The 22010-nt window shown below is 64.7% G+C and carries 21 protein-coding genes and 1 pseudogene; 14 read left to right on the top strand and 8 right to left on the bottom strand.

Annotated features, from left to right (window positions below; translation table 11 throughout):
- Positions 1–502: 502 nt before the first annotated feature.
- On the bottom strand, positions 503–1645 hold the full coding sequence (locus B5V03_RS23345; RefSeq protein WP_129272741.1) for an alpha/beta hydrolase family protein: 1143 nt from the start codon (positions 1643–1645) through the stop codon (positions 503–505).
- Between the two features lie 144 nt (positions 1646–1789).
- Here B5V03_RS23345 and pgm point away from each other — a divergent pair, with 144 nt between their 5' ends.
- The 4 genes from pgm (at position 1790) to B5V03_RS23325 (ending at position 6540) form a co-directional block, all read left to right on the top strand.
- Positions 1790–3436, top strand: coding sequence for a phosphoglucomutase (alpha-D-glucose-1,6-bisphosphate-dependent) (pgm, locus tag B5V03_RS23340; RefSeq protein ID WP_129272740.1), 1647 nt, complete (start codon positions 1790–1792; stop codon positions 3434–3436).
- Positions 3437–3747: 311 nt separating this feature from the next.
- The gene (locus tag B5V03_RS23335; RefSeq protein ID WP_129272747.1) at positions 3748–4782 is read left to right on the top strand and encodes an aromatic ring-hydroxylating dioxygenase subunit alpha; all 1035 of its coding nucleotides are present in this window, start codon (positions 3748–3750) and stop codon (positions 4780–4782) included.
- A gap of 5 nt (positions 4783–4787) precedes the next feature.
- Positions 4788–5549 (top strand): GntR family transcriptional regulator, encoded by a 762-nt coding sequence (locus tag B5V03_RS23330; protein WP_129272739.1) that lies wholly within the window; start codon positions 4788–4790, stop codon positions 5547–5549.
- Between the two features lie 10 nt (positions 5550–5559).
- The gene (locus B5V03_RS23325) at positions 5560–6540 is read left to right on the top strand and encodes a PDR/VanB family oxidoreductase (protein ID WP_129272738.1); all 981 of its coding nucleotides are present in this window, start codon (positions 5560–5562) and stop codon (positions 6538–6540) included.
- Positions 6541–6653: 113 nt separating this feature from the next.
- Here the strand turns inward: B5V03_RS23325 and B5V03_RS23315 are convergent, their stop codons facing one another.
- Positions 6654–8615 (bottom strand): putative bifunctional diguanylate cyclase/phosphodiesterase, encoded by a 1962-nt coding sequence (locus B5V03_RS23315; RefSeq protein WP_129272736.1) that lies wholly within the window; start codon positions 8613–8615, stop codon positions 6654–6656.
- A gap of 394 nt (positions 8616–9009) precedes the next feature.
- Entirely contained in the window at positions 9010–9375 is a 366-nt protein-coding gene (locus B5V03_RS23310; RefSeq protein ID WP_129272735.1) for a nuclear transport factor 2 family protein, read from the bottom strand.
- A gap of 167 nt (positions 9376–9542) precedes the next feature.
- Here B5V03_RS23310 and B5V03_RS23305 point away from each other — a divergent pair, with 167 nt between their 5' ends.
- The 3 genes from B5V03_RS23305 to hemC are packed head-to-tail and all read left to right on the top strand — an operon-like array spanning position 9543 to position 12816.
- Entirely contained in the window at positions 9543–10133 is a 591-nt protein-coding gene (locus tag B5V03_RS23305; protein ID WP_129272734.1) for a TetR/AcrR family transcriptional regulator, read from the top strand.
- A 50-nt stretch (positions 10134–10183) separates the two neighbouring features.
- Positions 10184–11809, top strand: coding sequence for a GMC family oxidoreductase (locus B5V03_RS23300; protein WP_129272733.1), 1626 nt, complete (start codon positions 10184–10186; stop codon positions 11807–11809).
- A 26-nt stretch (positions 11810–11835) separates the two neighbouring features.
- Positions 11836–12816, top strand: a complete 981-nt coding sequence (gene hemC / locus B5V03_RS23295) for a hydroxymethylbilane synthase (protein WP_129272732.1) — start codon at positions 11836–11838, stop codon at positions 12814–12816.
- 239 nt (positions 12817–13055) lie between these two features.
- Here hemC and hemE read toward each other — a convergent pair whose 3' ends face one another.
- Positions 13056–14090, bottom strand: a complete 1035-nt coding sequence (gene hemE / locus B5V03_RS23290) for a uroporphyrinogen decarboxylase (RefSeq protein WP_129272731.1) — start codon at positions 14088–14090, stop codon at positions 13056–13058.
- Between the two features lie 111 nt (positions 14091–14201).
- Here hemE and B5V03_RS23285 point away from each other — a divergent pair, with 111 nt between their 5' ends.
- Positions 14202–14417: a hypothetical protein gene (locus tag B5V03_RS23285; RefSeq protein ID WP_129272730.1), complete on the top strand. Its 216-nt coding sequence runs from the start codon at positions 14202–14204 to the stop codon at positions 14415–14417.
- Positions 14418–14588: 171 nt separating this feature from the next.
- Positions 14589–16493 carry a sensor domain-containing diguanylate cyclase gene (locus tag B5V03_RS23280; RefSeq protein WP_129272729.1) on the top strand — a complete coding sequence of 635 codons (1905 nt, stop codon included), beginning with the start codon at positions 14589–14591 and terminating at the stop codon, positions 16491–16493.
- A gap of 6 nt (positions 16494–16499) precedes the next feature.
- On the opposite strand, the gene B5V03_RS23275 is transcribed toward B5V03_RS23280, so the two are convergent.
- Together B5V03_RS23275 and B5V03_RS23270 are read right to left on the bottom strand one after the other, a co-directional pair.
- The gene (locus B5V03_RS23275; protein WP_129272728.1) at positions 16500–16718 is read right to left on the bottom strand and encodes a SlyX family protein; all 219 of its coding nucleotides are present in this window, start codon (positions 16716–16718) and stop codon (positions 16500–16502) included.
- Positions 16708–17460 carry a rhodanese-related sulfurtransferase gene (locus B5V03_RS23270; protein ID WP_129272727.1) on the bottom strand — a complete coding sequence of 251 codons (753 nt, stop codon included), beginning with the start codon at positions 17458–17460 and terminating at the stop codon, positions 16708–16710. Before B5V03_RS23270 ends, B5V03_RS23275 begins: the two co-directional genes overlap by 11 nt.
- Before the next feature lie 212 nt (positions 17461–17672).
- Between B5V03_RS23270 and ggt the strand changes: the two genes are divergently transcribed.
- The gene (gene ggt / locus B5V03_RS23265) at positions 17673–19259 is read left to right on the top strand and encodes a gamma-glutamyltransferase (protein WP_164988224.1); all 1587 of its coding nucleotides are present in this window, start codon (positions 17673–17675) and stop codon (positions 19257–19259) included.
- A 71-nt stretch (positions 19260–19330) separates the two neighbouring features.
- Positions 19331–19795 carry an FKBP-type peptidyl-prolyl cis-trans isomerase gene (locus B5V03_RS23260; RefSeq protein WP_129272725.1) on the top strand — a complete coding sequence of 155 codons (465 nt, stop codon included), beginning with the start codon at positions 19331–19333 and terminating at the stop codon, positions 19793–19795.
- Positions 19796–19865: 70 nt separating this feature from the next.
- Here the strand turns inward: B5V03_RS23260 and B5V03_RS23255 are convergent, their stop codons facing one another.
- On the bottom strand, positions 19866–20084 hold the full coding sequence (locus B5V03_RS23255; RefSeq protein WP_129272724.1) for a CsbD family protein: 219 nt from the start codon (positions 20082–20084) through the stop codon (positions 19866–19868).
- Between the two features lie 127 nt (positions 20085–20211).
- On the opposite strand from B5V03_RS23255, the gene B5V03_RS23250 reads away from it, so the two are divergent.
- From B5V03_RS23250 to B5V03_RS23240, 3 genes are all read left to right on the top strand, one after another.
- Positions 20212–20727 (top strand): cupin domain-containing protein, encoded by a 516-nt coding sequence (locus B5V03_RS23250; RefSeq protein ID WP_129272723.1) that lies wholly within the window; start codon positions 20212–20214, stop codon positions 20725–20727.
- 132 nt (positions 20728–20859) lie between these two features.
- Entirely contained in the window at positions 20860–21288 is a 429-nt protein-coding gene (locus B5V03_RS23245) for a VOC family protein (RefSeq protein ID WP_129272722.1), read from the top strand.
- A 43-nt stretch (positions 21289–21331) separates the two neighbouring features.
- The gene (locus B5V03_RS23240) at positions 21332–21820 is read left to right on the top strand and encodes a VOC family protein (RefSeq protein ID WP_129272721.1); all 489 of its coding nucleotides are present in this window, start codon (positions 21332–21334) and stop codon (positions 21818–21820) included.
- A gap of 46 nt (positions 21821–21866) precedes the next feature.
- Here B5V03_RS23240 and B5V03_RS42425 read toward each other — a convergent pair.
- Positions 21867–22010: pseudogene (locus tag B5V03_RS42425) on the bottom strand (IS481 family transposase); the annotation flags it as partial.

Raw genomic sequence — 22010 nt, 5'->3', positions numbered from 1 at the left:
GCCACCGGTACGAGCGGAACGCCTTCCTCTGCAACTCCCAATCAGACGCAGAACTATTTTAATCCCAGCGGCGGTGCCTCTGGTCGCAGTGCAACGAGTACGACGAACAATCAGACTGCACCTGCCCCCGCCGGAACGACGACCGGCCAGGCCCAGCAAAATTCGGGAGCAGGTCACACCGCGAATGGGCTTCCCGTCGGTTCGTCCGGCTCAGGACCCGGATCGCCGGAACAGCCGATCGGATCCGGGCGCTAGCGAACATAGCCGAGGATCGTCCATCACCCGGAGCATCACATCGCCTGGGTGGAGGATGTCGATGCAAGGAAACAAATCGCGTCTATGGAGCGAGGAGGACGATGAGCGCCTCCTTGCGCTGGATGAGAAAAACGAACCCCCGAAGCGTATTTCGATTCTACTGGGACGAAGTGAACGCGCGGTCGCATTGCGATTGAAGGAATTGGGCCGCAAGCGTCGGAAGAGCCTCGGTCGACATTGACCGTGCCTATCGCGCGCGCGAGCTCTGGTCGGTGGATGTCTGCCGCGTCGTCCCGGCGAGCCGATCGTCGACCGCATAGAGCGTGCAGGTCGGCGACCACTTCATGCAGGCGGCAAGCGAATCGCGCTGGGCGTCGTCGGCCGTGACGCGGCCCGAACGCCAGCCGTAACCGCCGTTCGGCGACACCGCAAACGCCTTGTGCGGCATCGTGCTGGCGAGATAGCGCGAGAACTCGGCGCGCGCGGCCTCGTTGAGCTGGCCCGGTGGCGGCAGCGGATCGGGCGGGCTCAGGACGTCGTGGCCGAGCCCGTGCTCGCGCAGGAACGCATCCACATACGGCGTCCATTGCGGCCGCCCGACCACGGAATAGAGGTAATGGCCGTCGTCGCCATAAGGCGGCGCCGCGATGAATGTCGCGTTGCCGCCATTGCCGCGAAACCCGTCATAGAGCCGGCGGGCGAGGTCGGGGCCGAAGAACAGATCGTTGGTCGCGTAGACCCACAGCATCGGCACGCGCGAGGTCTTGCCGAAGCTGGCGAAGGCCTGCACCAGGCCATCCCTGTTGCAGACGTCGTCGTCATCGCGCGAGCCGCGGCCGCCGGCAAAGCTGATCGCGGCAACGAGACCCGCAGGCGCCTGCGCGGTCAGCGCGACGGTGGCGAGCCCACCGGCGGAATGGCCGGCCGCGATCATGCCTGAGGTCGTGACGTCTGTCCGCCGCGCCATCGCGTCGATCGCGGCGCGCAAATCCGCCACCGCAACCGCGGCTGCCGGCAAATAAGCGGCATTCGCGCAGCCGCCGATACTGTCGACGCGGCCGCCGGGCGAGGTGCCGTAGCCGCGCCGCATCACGACCAGCGCGGCAAAGCCGCGCCGGGCATATTCGAGCGCGATGCCGTAATATTTATGCGCCGACATCGTCGCGCGGTCGTCAAAGCTGCGCGGCGAGCCGTGGCTGAGCAGCGCCAGCGGATAGCGCTTCGTCCCCGCCGGGCGCACCAGGAACGCCTCGAGCCCCTGCGGCCCGGCCTCCGTCATCGGGATGCGAAGGTCCTCGGTGTAAAACTCCGCGGCCATCGCATTGGGCACGATGCCAGCCGCCGCAAGCCAGGCCATCAGAAGAACCAAGAGCCTGTGAAACAACGTCATGCCCCGACTCGAAAAAGCCCCGATCTGAAAGACCATAGCACGATCTCAGGAACGGCCAGCCCGTCGCGCGTGTTGTGCCCTTGGCGGGGGCCTGCCCGATGCTATGCTGCTTCGCAATCTCTACGACAGGACGAGGATATTTCAGTGGCTGATGTTCATCCCGCGGCGGGCAAGCTGGTCTCGCCTGATACGCTCACCAACGTTCCGCGGCTGGTGACGGCCTATTTTGCCGGCAAGCCGGACGTATCCGACCCCGCGCAGCGGGTGGCGTTCGGTACCTCCGGCCACCGCGGCACCTCGTTCAAGAACACTTTTAACGAGGGCCACATCCTCGCGACCACGCAGGCAATTTGTGATTACCGACAAGAAAAGGGCCTGACCGGCCCGCTCTTCATCGGCATCGACACCCATGCGCTGGCCGAGCCGGCGCTGGTCAGCGCCGTCGAGGTGTTTGCGGCCAACGGCGTCGACGTCATGATCGACAAGGACGGCGGCTACACCCCGACGCCGGTCATCTCGCACGCGATCCTGACCTACAACAAGGGCCGCACCTCTGGTCTTGCAGACGGCGTCGTCGTCACGCCCTCGCACAATCCGCCCGAGGACGGCGGCTACAAATACAATCCGCCACATGGCGGCCCGGCCGACACCGACGTCACTGGCGTCGTCGAGAAGCGCGCCAACGCCTATCTCGCCGACGGTCTCAAGGGCGTGAAGCGCATTGACTATGCCAAGGCGAAGAAATCCGCGAATGTCCACGCCTACGACTTCATCACGCCTTACGTTGCCGATCTCGGCAACGTCGTCGATCTCGACCTCGTCAAATCCGCCGGCGTCAATATCGGTATCGATCCGCTCGGCGGCGCCGCGGTGCATTACTGGCATCCGATCATCGAGCGCTACGGCCTGAAGGCCACGGTGGTGAACGAGGCGATCGACCCGACCTTCCGCTTCATGACGGTCGACTGGGACGGCAAGATCCGCATGGACTGCTCCTCGCCCTACGCGATGGCGAGCCTGATCGCGATGCGCGACCGCTTCGACGTCGCCTTTGCCAACGACACCGACGCCGATCGCCACGGCATCGTCACGCGCACCGGCGGCCTGATGAATCCGAACCATTATCTGGCCACCGCGATCTCCTATCTGTTCGCGCACCGCCCGAACTGGGGCGGGAGTGCCGCGATCGGCAAGACCGTGGTGTCGAGCTCGATCATCGACCGGGTCGCCAAGAAGCTCGGCCGCAAGCTGGTCGAGACGCCGGTCGGCTTCAAATGGTTCGTCGACGGTCTCCTCACGGGCGGCTTCGGTTTCGGCGGCGAGGAGAGTGCAGGCGCCTCGTTCCTGCGCCGCGACGGCACTGCGTGGACCACCGACAAGGACGGCGTCATCCTCGGCCTGCTCGCCGCCGAGATCATGGCGAAGACCGGCCGCGACCCGAGCCAATTGTTCAACGATCTCACCGCCGAGCTCGGCGTGCCCCATTACGCCCGCATCGACGTCGCCGCCACCACGCCGCAGAAGAACATTCTGAAATCCGTCACGCCCGAGCAGCTCGGCCTGAAGGATCTCGCCGGCGACCCCGTCCGCGCCACGCTGAGCAAGGCGCCCGGCAACGGCCAATCGTTCGGCGGCATCAAGGTCGAGACCGATTTCGGCTGGTTCGCCGCACGGCCGTCGGGGACGGAGGACGTCTACAAGATCTACGCTGAAAGTTTCCGCAGCACCGACCACCTGAAGCGGATTCAGGAAGAGGCCCAGGCCGGGCTGAAGAAGGTGTTCGGGGCGTAGGGTGCTAAGGCGGGGCAACCGCGCTGAGGCCATCGCCCTTCGGGAAGTGCCCGCCGCATCCTCCGCTGTCATCGCCCGGAAGGCGGGCGATCCAGTACTCCGAGACGGCTGTGCTTCAGCCGATGGGCCGCGGAGTACTGGATTCCCCGCCTTTCGCGGGGAATGACCTGCGGTTGGGAATGTATACAGTATCTCCCAAATAGGTAATTAGATACGCCATTTTTAGGCCTTGAACGATTCTATTTCTCCGGTATTGTATACATAGCGCATACATAAGCCTTGGGAGATCGCCGGTGACAAAAACCTTCCCCATGAACGCCTGGTACGCCGCCGCTTGGGACGCTGACGTCAAGCCGGCGCTGCTGCCGCGGACGATCTGCGGCAAGCACGTTGTGATGTACCGCAAGGCCGACGGCTCGGTGGCCGCGCTGGAGGATGCCTGCTGGCACCGGCTGGTGCCGCTGTCCAAGGGCCGGCTCGAAGGCGACACCGTCGTCTGCGGCTATCACGGCCTGAAATACAACGCGCAAGGGCGCTGCACCTTCATGCCCTCGCAGGAGACCATCAACCCGTCGGCCTGCGTGCGCGCCTATCCCGTGGTCGAGCGTCACCGCTACATCTGGCTCTGGATGGGCGATCCCGCGCTCGCGGACCCTGCGCTCGTGCCCGACATGCACTGGAATCACGACCCGGCCTGGGCCGGCGATGGCAAGACCATTCACGTCAATTGCGACTACCGTCTCGTGCTCGACAATCTCATGGATCTCACCCACGAGACTTTTGTGCACGGCTCCTCCATCGGCAACGAGGCGGTTGCGGAAGCGCCGTTCGACGTCACCCATGGTGAGAAGACGGTCACAGTAACGCGCTGGATGCGCGGCATCGAGGCGCCGCCGTTCTGGGCGAAACAACTCGGCAAGTCCGGCCTGGTCGATCGCTGGCAGATCATCCGCTTCGAAGCGCCGTGCACCATCGCCATCGACGTCGGCGTGGCGCCGACAGGCACCGGCGCGCCCGAAGGCGACCGCTCGCAGGGTGTCAACGGTTTTGTCCTCAACACCATCACGCCCGAGACGGAAAAGACCTGTCACTATTTCTGGGCCTTCGTCCGCAACTACCAGATCGGCGAGCAGCGCATCACCACGGAGATCCGCGAAGGTGTCTCCGGCATCTTCCACGAGGACGAGCTGATCCTCGAAGCGCAGCAGCGCGCGATGGACGAGAACCCCGATCGCATCTTCTACAACCTCAACATCGACGCCGGCGCAATGTGGACGCGCAAGCTGATCGACAAGATGGTGGCCAAGGAAAATCCGCCGCCGCAGCATCTCCAGGCTGCGGAGTAGGGCAAGTGAAAGCAGCGCCCGAGCGTGAGGTCGATCGCTCCGTCTCCCAGACCGTGAAAGCGCAGCTGGCGCTGCGCGACCAGATCCTGTCGGGCGCGTTGCGCCCCGGCGAGCGCATCTCCGAGCTCCAGGCGGTGGAGATGACGGGCGCCTCGCGCACCCCGGTGCGCATGGCGCTGGTGCGGCTGGAGGAGGAGGGCCTGCTGGAAGCCATCCCGTCCGGCGGCTTCATGGTGAAGGCGTTTTCGGAGCGCGACATCTCCGATTCCATCGAGCTGCGCGGCACGCTGGAAGGGCTGGCCGCGCGCTTCGCCGCCGAGCGCGGCGTCTCCGCGCGCGAGCTGGAGCCGCTGAAGGAATGCCTCGCCGCCATCGACGAGCTGCTGCGCCAGGTGCCGATCTCGATCGAAGCGTTCTCGTCCTATGTCGCGTTGAACGCGCGCTTTCACGCGCTGCTCACCGAATTGTCGCGCAGCCCGCCGCTGATCCGGCAGATCGACCGCGCCTCGGCGCTGCCGTTCGCGTCCCCGAGCGCTTTCGTGATGGCGCAGTCGGCATTGCCGGAGGCGCAACAGATCCTGATCATCGGGCAGGAGCACCACCGCGTCGTCATCGACGCCATCGAGAATCGCGAAGGCGCGCGCGCGGAGGCGGTGATGCGCGAGCACGCGCGGCTCGCCGTGCGCAATTTGCGGCTCGCGCTGCGCAACCGGACCCATCTCGACCTCTTGCCGGCGCTCGCGCTGATCAAGACCGCAACCGACTAAGGCCGTCACCATGCGCTTTATCGAAACCTGGATTCCGGCAACGCTCGTCTCGACCCGCGATCTCGCCCCCGGCATCCGCGAATTCCTGATCGTGCCGGATCAGTTCGATGCCGCAGCCTATCCGGTCGGCAGCCACATCAATGTCAGCGTCACCATCGACGGCCTGCCGGAGACGCGGTCCTATTCGCTGGTCGGTGAGGCCTCGCCGCGTGGTCTCAGAATTGCGGTGCGCCGCGCCGAGGATTCCCGTGGCGGCTCACGCTACATGTGGTCTTTGCAGCCGGGTGCACGGCTCGACATCACGCAGCCGTCGTCGCTACTCGCAGTCGATTGGGCTCGCGAAAGCTATTGCCTGATCGCAGGAGGCATCGGCATCACCCCGATCCTCGGCGCCGCGCAGGCGCTGGCGCGGCGCGGCGTTGACGTCACGCTGCACTATGCGGTGCGCTCGCGCAGCGAAGCCGCCTATCTCGACGATCTCGCGAAAATGCTCGGTGATCGCCTGGTCGTTCATGCCAGTGATGAGGGCAAGCGGCTCGATCTCGACGCGCTGTTCGCCTCACTTCCGCAAGACGCGCTGGCGCTGTTCTGCGGCCCGATGCGCATGCTGGATGCCGCGCGTCATGCCTGGATCGGCGCGGGGCATCCGTTGCCCGATCTCCGCTACGAAACCTTCGGCTCCAGCGGCACGCTGCCGACCGAGACGTTTCGCGTGCGCCTGAAGGGCTCCGATGTCGAGCTCGAAATCCCGCGCGAACGCTCGATGCTCGACGTGCTCAACGCCAGCGGCCACGACGTGATGTACGATTGCAAGCGCGGCGAATGCGGCCTCTGCGCCATCGATGTCGTCGCCGTCGACGGCGAGATCGACCATCGCGACGTCTTCTTCAGCGACCACCAGAAGCAAAGCAACCAGAAGATCTGCGCCTGCGTCTCGCGGGCGAGGGGCACGATTACGGTGGATACGCTGCTTCGCGCGGATGCGATTTGAGGCTGGGTCGTCATGCCCGGGCTTGTCCCGGGCATCCACGTTCTTCGTGCCGTGTGGTTAGGCGTGGATGGCCGGGACAAGCCCGGGCATGAGGCTTGTGGATGCTTCGGTGACTACGCCGCAAACGTCGCCCGGAGCTTCTTCGTATCCAGCAACTTCAGCACCGCATCGGCTGCCACCGGCCGGCTGATCAGATAGCCCTGCACCTCGTCGCAACTGATCTGGCGCAGATATTCGAGCTGGTCGGCGGTTTCGACGCCTTCGGCGACCACGTCGATGTTGAGGTCGCGCGCCAGCGAGATCACCGACTTCACGATCGCGGCGCAGTCCGGCTGCACCAGCATGTCGCGAATGAAGGACTGGTCGATCTTGATGCGGCTGAAGGGCAGCTTGCGCAAATAAGTGAGCGACGAGAAGCCGGTGCCGAAATCGTCGAGCGCCACGGTGACGCCGAGTTCGAGCAGCGCGTTCAGGATCGGGCCGGCCGAACCGTATTTCGACAGCAGCATCGATTCCGTGATCTCGATCTCGAGCCGGCTGGGAGAGACCTTCGCATCGGCCAGCGCCTGCACGATGGTTTGGAGAATGCCGGTGTTGTGAAACTGCGCCGCGGAGAAATTCACGGCGACCCTGATGTCGTCGGGCCAGTCCGACAGCGTCGCGCAGGCCCGCCGGACCACCCATTCGCCGATCTCGTGGATCAGCCCGGTCTCTTCGGCGATCCCGATGAACTCGCTCGGCGGCACCAATCCGCGCTGGGGATGCTGCCAGCGCAGCAGGGCCTCGAAGCCGGTGATGCGGTTTGCGCCGAGATCAAGGAACGGCTGGAACACGAGGAACAGCTCCTCCCGCGCAATGGCGCCCTCGAGGTCCGCCTGCAGCGCCTTGCGGTCACGCGAAACCCTGTCGTCGCTGACCTCGAAGAAGCAGACCGTGCCGGGTCCGGCCTTCTTGGCGCGGTAGAGCGCGGCATCCGCATTCTTCATGATGTCGAGTTGCGTGCTGCCGTCGCGCGGCGCCAGCACGATGCCGACGCTGGTTGCGCCGACGATCTGCCGGCCCTCGATCGGGAACGGCTCCGTGAAGGCGCTGACGAAGCGCTCGGCGATCTCGAGCGCATCTTCGGGCCTTGCGAGATTGGCCATCACCAGCGCGAACTCGTCGCCGCCGATGCGCGAGACATGCTCGGCCGCGCGCGTGCAGCGTTGCAGTCGGCTTGCGACCTGGACCAAAAATTCGTCGCCGGCAGGATGGCCGAACTTGTCGTTGACCTCCTTGAAGCGATCGAGGTCGAGCAGGAGCACCGCGAACTCTTCGCCCGACAGCGCAAGGCGTTTTAGCGCGGCATCGAGCGTCTCGTTGAAGGCGAAGCGGTTCGGCAGCAGTGTCAGCGGATCCTGCCGCACCGTGCGCTCGGCCTCGACCTGCCGTATCACGCGCCGCGCAAACGAGAATGAATTGACGAACACGGCGCGCAGCAGCACGGTGCCGTAGACGACCACCAGGATCGCCACCAGCACAAAGGCGGGATCGCCGTTCCGGCTGAGGCAGATGGCGATGCCGACGAAGATCGGGGCCGTGAAGGCGATGGCTGCGACCGGAATGGTGGCGAAGGCCAGCGCGCCGCCGGCCAGCATGCCCGAGCAGAGGCAGGTGATGACGAGTTGGCCGCCGGAGGAGGCGTCGGCGAAGAAGGCGACTGGCACGATGCCCCAGGCGGCACCGAGGACGAACGCATTGCGCACCAGCCGATGCATGGCGCGGCGCGAGACGAATTGTGGTTTTGTGATCCGGCGCGCGGCGTGGGATTGGAGCCCGAACGCGATCGCGGCAGCGGCGACGACGACCGCCCAGATCAAGGCGAGCTTCCAGTCCGCCGAATGCCACAGCGCAATCGCCAGCACGATGGCGTTGCAGGCATTGGCGAGCATGATGCCGACCGAATAGCCGAGCACCATCGACATCTGTTCGGCGCGGATATGGCCGGCCATGGCGTCGTCGGTTGCAGGACCGCCGAATGCCGAGAGATCGCCGGCCAGCAATCGCGCGAAATAGCTGGTCAGTTGAGTCCGCATTCCAGAGCCTAGCAGCATGGGCCGTTTGTCAGGCCCGATCGGGAGAATTCGCCGCAAACCTTTGACGAACTATGAATTATCCCTGGCCGCCACGCTCACCGTGACCACTTCTGCGTGTTCCATCGACAGTATCGATAACAAATCGATACAAATGCGGCGCCTCGCGTTACGGCTGTAACGCGCGGAAACATGATCGCCACCCGCGCTCCGCCGTCATGCCCCGGCTTGGGCGGGGCATCCACTACGCCGCGGCCTATCGATTGAATCGCAATCGTCTCGGCGTACTGGATCGCCCGGTCCCGGCTCCGCCAAGGCCCGCCGAGATGCGCGGCCCGCCGAAGCTTTAGCGAAGGCGGCAAGCCGGGGCATGACAGCAGTGTACCGGCTTTGCGTATCACCGCCCCAGCTGCTTCGGGTCGTAATAAAACCGCTCCTCGGTCAGCTGATCGCCCCGCCAGGTCTGCCAGGCGATCTCCTCCAGCGTGCGCGTGACGCCTTCGGCGTCGGTGAAGCTGAAGATCCAGCGCGAGGCGACGTTGTCGCCCTCGATCAGGCTCGGCCCGACGCGGACGGCCTTGACCTCCTTGAAGGCGGCGAGCACGCCGCGCTCCTTCGCTGCCAGTTTCTCCCGCCCGACGGTCGGTGCCGCGTTGTTCTCATAGGTCGCCGCGTCAGGCGTATAGAACGTCTCGATCGCGCCAACGAAATCCCCATCCTCCAACCGCTTCGCAAACGCTTCGATGATGTCACGGCTCGGCATGGCGCACCTCACGATTAAAACCGACTGTTAGTCGGTAAATACCGACCGAAGGTCGAAAAGTCAACTGGCCACGTGAGGCGAATTCGATTAGAGCCTGATGGATCAGACTCGCTAGCCGTCCCGACGGAAGTGCGTTCCCTCCCCGATCACACAATAGACGAGACCCCATGGCAAAGCAGGCGGAGCGGCGGGCGGCGACTTCGGAAGCAATCCTGGCGGCGGCGCGCCGCCTGTTCGGGACGCAAGGCTTTGCCGCCACCACCATGGACGAGATCGCGGAAGGCGCCAGCGTCGCCAAGGGCGCGGTCTATCACCACTTCAAGACCAAGGAGGCGGTGTTCGAAGCGGTGTTCGATTCCGTCTCGCGCGACCTTGTCGCCGAGATCGACCGGACCGCCCGCACTGAGAAGGACGTGCTCGCCGCGATGGTCGCCGGCACCCAGCATTATTTTGCCGCGACCGCCAAAGGGCCGACCGGCCAGATCATTTTGCGCGACGGCCCGGCCGTGCTCGGCTGGGAGCGCTGGCGCGAGATCGACGCAAAACACTTTGGCGGCAAGATGCCGCGTGCGCTTGCGGTAGCCATGGAGGCCGGCCTGATCGCGCGGCAGCCGGTCGAGCCGCTGGCGCGGCTGCTGCTCGGCGCAGTCACGGAGGCCGCGGTCGCCTGCGCCGGGCGCGCGGATATCGCAAGGGCAGGCGCGGAATATGCCCGTGCGTTCAAGTCGCTGGTCGAGGCGCTGCGTGTCGCTGCATGATTGTGCTAGTGACGAAATGGAAACGCCCACACCAACAAAAAGAATAGCGCATGAACGCAAATTCCTCCCTTGCACCGTCCGATCCCGAGTTCGACTACATCATCGTCGGCGCCGGCTCCGCCGGCTGCGTGCTCGCCAACCGCCTGTCGGCGAACGGCAAGCACAGCGTGCTGTTGCTCGAGGCCGGTCCGAAGGACTCCAACATCTGGATCCACGTGCCGCTCGGCTACGGAAAGCTGTTCAAGGAGAAGACCGTCAACTGGATGTACCAGACCGAGCCGGAGCCCGAGTTGAAGGGGCGCCAGGTGTTCCAGCCGCGTGGAAAAACGCTCGGCGGATCGAGCTCGATCAACGGTCTGCTCTATGTCCGCGGCCAGCACGAGGATTACGATCGCTGGCGCCAGCGCGGCAATGCCGGCTGGGGCTATGACGATGTGCTGCCCTACTTCAAGAAGGCCGAGAACCAGACGCGCGGCGCCGATCAATATCACGGCACCGGCGGGCCGCTGCCGGTCTCTAACATGGTTGTGACCGATCCGCTGTCGAAGGCTTTCATGGACGCTGCCGTCGAAACCGGTCTGCCTTATAACCCCGACTTCAACGGCGCCACGCAGGAAGGTGTCGGCCTGTTCCAGACCACGACGCGCAATGGCCGCCGTGCCTCGACGGCTGTGGCCTATCTCGGACCGGCCCAGACGCGCGGCAATCTCAAGGTCGAAACCTCGGCGCTCGGCCAGCGCGTGCTGTTCGAGGGCCGCCGCGCGGTCGGTGTCGAATACGGGCAGGGCGCAACCGTGCGCCGTGCGCGGGCACGCAAGGAGGTCGTGCTGTCCAGCGGCGCCTACAACTCGCCGCAACTGCTCCAGCTCTCCGGTGTCGGCCCTGCGGATCTCCTCCGCAAGCACGGCATCGATGTCGTGCTCGATGCGCAAGGCGTCGGCCACGATCTCCAGGATCACATGCAGGTCCGCATCGTGATGCGCTGCTCGCAGAAGATCACGCTCAACGACACCGTCAACAATCCGCTCCGCCGCACGCTGGCCGGTGCGCGCTATGCGCTGTTCCGAAAGGGCTGGCTGACGATCGCGGCCGGCACGGCGGGCGCGTTCTTCAAGACCAATCCGCGGCTGGCTTCGCCCGACATCCAGGTGCATTTCCTGCCGTTCTCGACCGACAAGATGGGCGAGAGGCTGCATGATTTCTCCGGCTTCACCGCGTCGGTCTGCCAGCTCCGTCCCGAGAGCCGTGGTTCCTTGCGCATCCGGAGCGCGGACCCGACCGTGCCGCCGGAGATCCGCATCAACTACATGTCGACCGAGACCGATCGCACCACCAACGTCGAAGGTCTGAAAATCCTGCGCAGGATCTTGAATGCGCCGGCGCTGAAGCCGTTCGTGGTCAGCGAGTACGATCCCGGGACGAAGGTATCCACGGACGCCGAGCTGTTGGATTATTGCCGCGAGCGCGGCAGCACCATCTACCATCCGACCTCGACCTGTCGTATGGGCAATGACGCGCTCGCGGTGGTGGACCAGCGGCTGAAGGTGAGGGGGCTCGATGGCCTCCGAATCGTCGATGGCTCGATCATGCCGGACCTCGTGTCGGGAAACACCAACGCGCCGATCATCATGATCGCCGAAAAGGCCTCGGACATGATATTGGAGGATGCGCGTTAAATACGCGGCTCGAAAGGAAGAACGGCTTGGCTACGCGATTCAAGATCGGCACCCGCAAGAGCGCGATGGCGCTGGCACAGACGGAAGAGATTGCGCGCCGTCTGACCGCCGCCATGCCCGATCTCGACGTCGAGATCGTCAAGTTCGACACCACCGGCGATCTCGACCAGACCAGCAAGCTGCTGCCGCATGGCGGCAAGGGCGGCGCCTTCGTGGCACAGATCCGCGTCGCCGTGCTCTCGGGCGAATTGCAGGCGGCGATGCATTCGCTGAAGGACATGCCTGGTAACGAGGACACGCCCGGCCTCGTCATCGGCGCCACGCTGTCGCGCGATCCGCCGGGCGATGCGCTGGTGCTGCGTGAGGGCGTCACGCTGGAAGCGCTGCGCCAGTCGCGCGGCAAAGGTTTTAAAATTGGCACCAACGCGGTGCGCCGCGCGGCGTATGTGCACCGGCTGTTTCCGGATGTGGACGTAATTCATTTCCGCGGCGCGGCCGACACCCGCGTCCGCAAGCTCGACAATGGCGAGATGCAGCGCCTGCCGGATGGCGGCGCGGTGGGCCCCGCGGATGCGCTGATCATGGCGCGCTCGGGCCTCGATCGCGTCGGTCTCTCTCATCGCATCGCCTACGAATTCACTGCGGCGGAGATGCTGCCTGCGGCAGGGCAGGGCATCGTCGCCGTCGAATGCGCGGCGCAGGACTGGCAGACCCGACAGATACTGTCATCGATCGATGATCACGCCGCGCACGCCTGCGCTGATGCCGAGCGCGAGGTGCTGTGGGTGCTCAACGGCCACTGCAATTCGCCGATCGCCGGCTTCTCGACCATCGCAGGCGATCAGATGTCGCTCACGGCCTCCGTGCTCGACCTCTCCGGCAATACCATCATCGAGGTCTCGCACACAGGCCTCGCCAATCGCCCGCGTGAGCTCGGTCGTGCGGTAGGTCTCGATCTGCTGAGCAAGGGCGCCGCCGAGATCATCGAGCGCAGCCGGCCGCGCTGACATCTCCGGCGTCATTGCGGGCGCAGCGAAGCAACCCGGAGTCTATCCGCGGAGGGATTGAGATCTGGCTTTGCTCGAAGCAGCAACGGCGGGATGGTGACACTATGCCCCTGTTTTGCCCGACGGGTCAAGAAAAATTTCGGATTATAAGAATATATAAAGTGATCCAACGACTTCCCTACTGTGCATGGGGTTGTTTTCGCGGTTTTTGTTTTCCCGTCCCGTTGGGGACGAAAAAATCACCCCCGCACGCGCTTCAGCATCTGCTCGACATGGGCGATCGGCGTCTCCGGCTGGATGCCGTGGCCGAGATTGAAGATGAACCGCCCTTGCGCAAAATTCGCCAGCGTGTTGTCGACCGCGCGGTCGAGCGCGGCGCCGCCGGTGATGAGCACAAGCGGATCGAGATTGCCCTGCACGGCGACCCTGCTCTGCACGCGCTCGCGGATGAAGGCCGGCTCCGCGGTCCAGTCGATGCTGACCGCGTTGACGCCGGTCGCTTCGACGTAACCCGGCAGTTGCGCGCCTGCCCCTCGCGGAAAACCGATGATCTTCGCATCCGGCACTTTTTTGCGTACGCCTTCGACGATGCGCCGCGTCGGCTCGACCGACCAGCGCGCGAATTCGGCCGGCGGCAGCACCCCCGCCCAGGTGTCGAAAATCTGCAAGGCGTTGGCGCCGGCAGCGAGTTGCTTCAGCAGATAGTCGATCGAGCTCTCGACCAGCACGTCGATGATCTTCGCAAACGCTTCCGGATGCCGGTAGGCCATCATGCGCGCCGGCGCTTGGTCGGGCGTACCGTGGCCCGCGACCATGTAGGTCGCAACCGTCCACGGCGCGCCGCAGAAGCCGATCAGCGCGATTTTTGGATCGAGCGCACCGCGCACGAGCTTGAGCGCCTCGAACACCGGATTGAGCTTGCCGAAATCGGCGTGCGCTGCGAGCGTTGCGACCTTGGCGGGATCATCCAGCGGCTCGAGCCGCGGACCCTCGCCAACCTCGAAGCGCACGGAGCGGCCGAGCGCATAGGGGATCACCAGGATGTCGGAGAAGATGATCGCGGCATCAAAGCCGAACCGGCGGATCGGCTGCAGCGTGACTTCGGCGGCAAGCTCCGGATTGAAGCAGAGATCGAGGAAGCCGCCGGCCTTGGCCCGCACCTCGCGATACTCAGGCAGATAGCGGCCGGCCTGCCGCATCATCCACATGGGCGGGACGGCTTGCCGCTGGCCGGAGAGCACGTCGATGAAGGGCTTTGTCGCAGACTGGGGCACGAAGGATCCTGACGCAGAATTGAGGTTCCTGATACACCGTGAGAGGCCGAAGCGGAACAGGGGAACCAGTGCAAATGCGCCGCGTTGATCAGCCAACGGAGGAGGAATTCCATGGCTCAGACATTCAACCCCGCGCCGCATGACAAGCACGCCGACGACCTGCGCGAGGCGCTCGCTGCCGATCGTCATGCCAAGCTCGATACTGGCCTGGAAGATAGCTTCCCGGCGTCCGATCCCGTGAGCGCCGCGCAGCCCACGCCCTCGAAGGCCGATGCCGACGCCGACAATCCCTCGCTCTGGGACAAGGTTAAGGCGATCTTCAGCTAGCAGGGTGGGTCGCCGGTTTCCGATAGGCTTGCTAAGACCTTGTTAGTGATCTGCGGAAGCCCCGGTCCGTAGGAGTACGGGAAAACCCGCATATTCCTGCGAATGTCGGCGAGCGTTTCAGAGTTCAATAACAGAAGCGGTGGAACTTCCGGCGATCGGAGATTCTGCCGCATGAACGTCGCCTCACAGAGAGCCGGATGGAGCCGCCTGCCCCTGCGCGCGGCGGCGTTCGTCGTGCTCACTTGCGCGACCATCCTCGGCGTCAGCGGCTGGCGTGAATGGGCTGCGCGCGACCAGGTGCTCAGGGGCGCCGAGACCGAAATGGCGAATGTCGCGCGATCGCTGACCCAGCATGCGGAGGACAGCCTCGACCTGCTCGACTACGGGGTGGTCGGTGTGGTCAGCCGGCTGGAGATTGACGGCACCGATCCTGCCACCATCGCCAAGCTCAGAAGCCTCCTGGATGCGCGAAAGACGGCGATGGACCGCGTGCACAGCCTCGCAGCCATCGACGACCAGGGCAACTCGCTGACCTCACCCGGTACAATCGGCTCGACGTTCAGCGACGATGCGTTCTTTCGCTATCATCAGTTGTCCCCGAAACGAGAGGCCCATGTCGGCCACCCCGTGAAGAGCCTGCTCGACGGCGAATGGGTCGTCACGCTGTCGCGCCGCTTCAACAAGCCGGACGGCAGCTTTGGCGGCGTCGTGCTTGCGGCCATCAGCTCGAAATATCTTTCGCACTTCTACGAGCAGTTCGAGATCGGCCGCAACAGCTCGGTGGCGCTGATGCATGGTGACGGCCTGATCATCGCGCGCAACCCGAGCAACGAGAAGTTCGTCGGGCGCAGCGTTGGCGACACGCCGTTGTTCCGCGACGCCAGCCTGCAACGGCCGAACGGCGCCTATCATTTCAAGTCCCCGCTGGACGGCGCCGAACGCGTCAGTTTCTTCAAGCGCTCTGGCCGCTACCCGCTGGTTTTGCTCGCCACCGTCGACAAGGACGAACTGCTCGCGCCCTGGCGCGCAGCCGCGATTTCCCGCATGCTCTACGTGCTTGCTCTGGTGATGCTGATCGCGGTGATCGGCGCGGTGCTGGTGCGGCAGTTGCAACGCGGGCAGCGCATGGCTGCGGCGCTGGTCGAGAAGGAGGCGCATTTCCGCCTGCTCGCGGAAGGCTCCAGCGACATGGTCACCCGCATCGGGCTCGACGAGCGGCTGCGCTATGTCTCGCCGTCTTCCAGCCGCGTCGTCGGCTGGCGCGCCAACCAGCTGATCGGCACGCCCGCGCTCGCGGGCATTCATGCGGACGACCGGCCGCAGGTCCAGGCCATCGTCGATGCCATGAAGCGCGGCGACACGGAGGAGGCGCGCGTCACTTACCGTAACACGCACCGGACGAACACCGAGGTCTGGCTCGAATCGACCATGCGGGTGACGCGCAAGGACAACGGCAAGGTCGATGGCGTGGTTGCGATCTCGCGCGACATCACCGAGCAGAAGAAGCTGGAGACCCGGCTCGAGACGCTCGCGATCGAGGACAGCCTCACCGGGCTCGCCAACCGCCGCCGCTTCGACGAGCGGCTCAACGAGGAATGGGCGCGCGCCTATCGCGACCGCTCCAGCCTCGCTCTGCTGATGATCGACGTCGATCACTTCAAGTCCTACAACGACGAATACGGCCACCCCGCGGGCGATGCCTGCCTGCGCGTGGTGGCGCAGGTCATCGCGGCCGAGATGAAGCGTCCCGGCGACCTCGCGGCACGCTACGGCGGCGAGGAATTCGCCATGCTGCTGCCGAACACCGACGCCGCCGGCTGCAGGCGGATCGGCGAGCGGATCCGCAGGGCCATCCGCGAGGCGGGCCTCGTCCACGGCACCAATCATGCGTCAGGCTACGTCACCGCGTCGCTCGGCGGCGCAACCTGCCGGCCGGCGCTGGAGCGCACCGCCGGCATAGGCACACTCGTCGAGGCTGCCGATCAGGCGCTCTATGCTGCGAAGGAAGCCGGGCGCGACCGCCTGATGATGTCGGTCGAGGTGGCGCGCCTGCTGCCCAAGGCGGTCGGCGAGTAATAGAGCTCAATAATGCGGCGGGCGCTCGTTGGCTGCGCCCGGCGTATTCGCCTCCGCTTCCTGAAGCCGCTCGCCGAGTTCTGTGATCTTCCGCGTCAGCGCGTCGATCTGTTTCCACTGCGCGGTGATGGTCTGGTTCAGCGTCTCGATGGTGTCGTCCTGATAGGCGACGCGCGTCTCCAGCGCGTCGATGCGCTCGGCCAGACTGTTGGTCTCATTCGTCACGGCCGTGTCCCTTGTCTTTTTCGCGCAAACCGTGACCGAGCGCGACGCGCTCGTCGAACACAAAACATTCCCCGCGCCAGCGGCTCTGCGCCTCCGGCACCTCTTCCAGATATCTCAAAATGCCGCCCTTGAGGTGATAGACCTCGGCAAAGCCGCGCGCCAGCAGATGCGCGCTGGCCTTCTCGCAGCGGATGCCGCCGGTGCAGAACATCGCGATCTTGCGGTGCTTCGCCGGATCGAGCTGTTCCGCGGCAAATTCCCTAAACTGGCCGAAGCTCTTGATGTCAGGATCGACCGCGCCTTCGAACGTCCCCATCGCGACCTCGAAGGCATTGCGGGTGTCGAGCACGAGGGTGTCGGGTGCCGCGATCAACGCGTTCCATTCGCTCGCATCGACATAAGTGCCGACCTGCCGGGTCGGATCGGCGGCCGCGTCGCCGAGCGTAACGATCTCCTTCTTCAGCCGCACCTTGAGCCGCCCGAACGGCATGGCTTCGGCAGTCGAGAACTTCAATTCGAGATTGTCCAGCCGGCCGCCGAACATGACGCCGTGCCCGAGCTCATGGGCGAACGCATCGATCGCCCCGGGGGCGCCCGCGATCGTGCCGTTGATCCCTTCGCCGGCCAGCAGCACGCTGCCCTTCAGCTCGAGGTCAGCGCAGAACGCCCGCAGCGGCTCGCGCAGCTCGCGGTAATCGGGCAGGGCGGCGAATTGGTAGAAGGCGGCGACCTTGATGATCATGTTCTCTAGAATCCTGGCGGCTCGTTTAGCAGGCGGGCAGCGCCCAGAAAACCCGCATCGCCGGAGGTTGATAACGTCTATACGCCCAGCGGATGGCAGCCATTTCCCTGGTATGCCAGCATTGCCCGGATAGGCGGGAATGTGTCATGTAGGCCGGGTTTTCCGAGATGGCGCGCCAGCTGCGCCCACCGCCCCAAGAGAGCAAGAATTCGATGAGAAACTTCCACTTCCCCGGCAGATCCACGGTCCACGCCACCAACGCGATGGTGGCGACCTCGCATCCGCAGGCCTCTCTGGCCGCGATCGAGGTGCTGCGCGAGGGCGGCACGGCGGTGGACGCGGCGGTGGCGGGGTCGGCCGTGCTCGGCGTGATCGAGCCGCAATCGACCGGCATCGGCGGCGACTGTTTTGCGCTGATCCAGCCGCGCGGTGAGGGCAAGATCATCGCCTATAACGGCTCCGGCCGCGCGCCCAAGGCCGCGAATGCCGACTGGTATCTCGAGCGCAAGATGACGTCCGTGCCGCTGACCTCGGCACACGCGGTCTCGATCCCCGGCGTGATCGACGCGTTTGCGACCGTGCTGCGCGACCACGGCAAGTTCGGCTTCGACCGGCTGCTGCAGCCCGCGATCAAGGCGGCCGAGGAAGGCTACGTCGTTGCGCCCCGCATCGCCTTCGACTGGAAGAACCAGTTCGAGAAGCTGAAGGCTGGCACCAACACCCCGCGTTACCTGCTACCGGGCGGCAAGCCGCCGGTGGCCGGCGACGTCATCCGCCAGGCCGAGCTCGGCAAGACGCTGCGCGCGATCGCCAGGGACGGCCGCGACGCCTTCTACAAGGGCGCGATCGCGGAGGACATGGTCGAAACCCTGCGCGGTATCGGCGGCCTGCACACGCTCGACGATTTCGCCGCGCACACCACCGAGACGACGACGCCCATCGGCACCATGTACAAGGGCTATGACGTCTGGCAGTGCCCGCCGAACGGTCCGGGCGTCACCGCGCTGCTGATGCTGAACATCCTGTCGCGCTTCGACCTGACCAAATACGCGCCCGTCAGCATCGAGCGCTTCCATCTCGAGGCAGAAGCTGCGCGCATCGCCTACATGAACCGCGAGATGCACGTCGCTTCTCCCGAGCACATGAAGATCAACGTCGCCGAGATGCTCGAAAAGGGCTTTGCCGACGAGCACATCAGCAAGATCCGGATGGACGGTTTGCTCGACCTGCCCAACGTCGCGCCGCCGATGAACCCCTCGACCATCTACATCACGGTGGTGGACAAGGATCGCAACGTCTGCTCGTTCATCAACTCGGTCGCGCATTCCTTCGGCTCGGCGATCGTCTCCAACAACACCGGCGTGCTGTTCCAGAACCGCGCCGGCGGCTTCCGCATCCAGCCGGGCCATCCCAACTGCATCGAAGGCGGCAAGCGCCCGCTGCACACGATCATGCCGGGCCTGCTCACCAAGGGCGGCCGGTCCGTGATGCCGTTCGCGGTGATGGGCGGTCAGTACCAGCCGACCGGTCAGACTCATTTGCTGACCAACCTCCTCGACTACGGCTGCGACGTGCAGGAGGCGATCGACATGCCGCGCGGTCTCCACTACGAGGGCCAGTACCAGCTCGAGGACAGCGTGCCGGCCGAGATCGTCGAAGGTCTCAAGAAGCTCGGCCACAAGACCACCACCGTGGTCGGCCCGCTCGGCGGCGCCCAGGCGATCTGGATCGATTGGGACAAGGGCACGCTCACCGGCGGTTCCGACCCGCGCAAGGACGGCTGCGCGCTGGGTTATTGATCGAGGTTCGAGGGCTGGAAACGACCATCGCATTGCGCTAGACACCTCCCGCCTCAAACGGAAGGTGCCTAATGCAGCGTGTCCAGCGCGTGCTCCTCGCCATCATGTCGGCACTCGCGATCACCGTGATCGGCGGCGTGTCCGGCTTCGTTTCCACCACGGCCTCGGCCCAGACCGCAGGAAAGACCATGACTACAGCTTCAGGCTTGCAGACCATCGACAGTGTCGTCGGCACCGGCGCCTCGCCAAAGCCCGGCCAGATCTGCGTGATGCACTACACCGGCTGGCTCTATGAGAACGGCCAGAAGGGCAAGAAATTCGACTCGTCCGTCGATCGCAACGAGCCGTTCGAATTCCCGATCGGCAAGGGCCGCGTCATCGGCGGCTGGGATGAGGGCGTTGCCACGATGAAGGTCGGCGGCAAGCGCACGCTGATCATTCCGCCGCAGCTCGGCTACGGCGCGCGCGGTGCCGGCGGCGTGATCCCGCCGAACGCGACGCTGATGTTCGACGTGGAATTGCTCGCGGTGAAGTGAGTGCACTGCGCGCCCGCAAACAAAAAGACCGGCCTTTCGGCCGGTCTTTTCATTTTCAGTCTTGTGTGCGTTATTCCGCCGCGCGACGTGCCGCCGCTGCAGCGCGATCGATCGCGTCCTTCGCGGCGTCCTTGGCATCGCCCATCGCCTTCTGGCCCTTGCCCTTCACTTCCTGGACAGCGCCTTCGCCCTGCAGACGATCGGAACCGGTGGCTTCGCCGATACCCTGCTTGGCCTTGCCGATGGCTTCGTTGGCGGTGCCCTTGATCTTGTCGCTCGTGCTACCCATGAAACTCTCCTTTCGGTTTGCTCGCGAGGACAACACTTGGCGGCTACGAGAGTTCCGATTTTGGTATGGCTTGATGTCGCCGCTTTGGTTAGTTTCGCCCGCACGGAACCAACAGAAAGCAAGAATCATGACCGGCCATGACCATACGCATTCCCACCATGACCACGATCATCATGACGATCGCTGGAAACATGACGGCGTGCGCGTCATCCCCGGCAACCAGCTCGACACCAACGTGCCGTCGACCGCCGGCATGGACCGCGCAGCCGCGATCAATTTCGCCCGCGTCGGCGCGCAGAAATTGTGGGCAGGCACGGTCAGCATCAAGCCCGACGCCAAGACCGGTGCGCATCACCACGGCCATCTCGAAAGCGTGATCTATGTCGTAAAGGGCAAGGCGCGGATGCGCTGGGGCGAGAGCCTGCAATTCACCGCGGAGGCCGGCCCCGGCGATTTCATTTTCGTGCCGCCCTACGTGCCGCATCAGGAGATCAATGCCAGCCCGGACGAGGTGCTGGAATGTGTGCTGGTGCGCAGCGACGGCGAGGCAGTCGCGATCAACCTCGACATCGAGCCGGTCGAGAAGCCCGAGACCGTGCTGTGGGTCGATCCCATTCACCGGGATCCCAGCGAGAAGAAGTAAGGGCCTGCCAAAAAGCCTGCCGGTTCTGTGCGACAGAACCAGCAGGCGCGGCTTGAAAAAATATCCGGAAGCGATGTCGGGTGGCTGTCGGCCCGTCCGTCCTTGGGCAGAATCCCGCCCAAGGAGCTTCCGATGCCCAGGATGATCTTCCTCAATCTGCCCGTGACCGACCTCAAGCGCGCGACCGCCTTTTACGAAGCGGTCGGTGCAACCAGGAACCCGCAATTCTGCGACGATACGGCCAGCTGCATGGTCTTTTCCGAGACCATCTACGTCATGCTGACGACGCACGACAAATTCCGTCAGTTCACGCCGAAGCCGATTGCGGATGCAAAGACCTCAAACCAGGCGCTGTTCTGCCTGTCCGCTGACAGTCGCAACGAGGTCGACGATATCGTCGGCAGGGCCGAGGCGGCGGGCGGAGTGGCCGATCCCAGCCCGATTGACGAATACAGCTTCATGTACGGTCGCAGCTTCGAGGATCCGGATGGCCATATGTGGGGTGTGAACTGGATGGACCTCGCGGCGTTCGCCGCGCAGTCCGAGATGGCGAACGCCTGATCGAAATCCGAGAGCATTCAAAACCTGAAGAGGAGCGTTCTCCATGTCCAAGCTCGTGCCCTGCATGTGGTTCAACGGCGATGCCGAGGAGGCTGCGAAGTTCTATACCTCGCTCGTGCCGAATTCGGAGATCACACACATTCAGCAGAACGTTTCGGACGGCCCCTCCGGCAAGACAGGCTCGGTGCTCGTCGTCGAGTTCACGGTGGCCGGCCAGCCGCTGGTCGCGCTCAACGGCGGCATGAAGATGGAATACACTCACGCACTCTCGCTGATGATCCATTGCGACGATCAGTCTCAGGTCGACAGCGTCTGGGGTGCGTTCCTGGCGCATGGCGGCAAGGAGCAGCAGTGCGGCTGGATCAGCGATCGCTGGGGCGTGTCCTGGCAGGTGGTGCCGAAAGTGATGTTCGATTTCCTCACGAGCCCCGACAAGGCCGCGGCAGCGCGTGCGATGCAGGCCATGATGAAGATGGTGAAGCTGGATGAGGCTGTGCTGCGGCGGGCGTTCGAGGGGAAGTCGGCGGCGTGACGGCGTGCTCGTGCCATACGATCAGTGTCATCGCCCGGCTTGATGTTCAGACCGGGGACATAGCTGACGGTTGTTCGGACACATCACTGACAGTTTGACCGCGGGTCAAGTCGATTGAGCCGACCTGCCAGCTGGCAAAGAAGACACCGTAACGGCCGTCGCGGTCGAGCGGCCTGACGGCCAGCTGCTC

Source organism: Bradyrhizobium betae (assembly GCF_004123905.1).
GTDB lineage: Bacteria > Pseudomonadota > Alphaproteobacteria > Rhizobiales > Xanthobacteraceae > Bradyrhizobium > Bradyrhizobium betae_A.
Note: the sequence above shows the minus strand (reverse complement) of the source record. Positions and strands in the feature narration are given on the sequence as shown.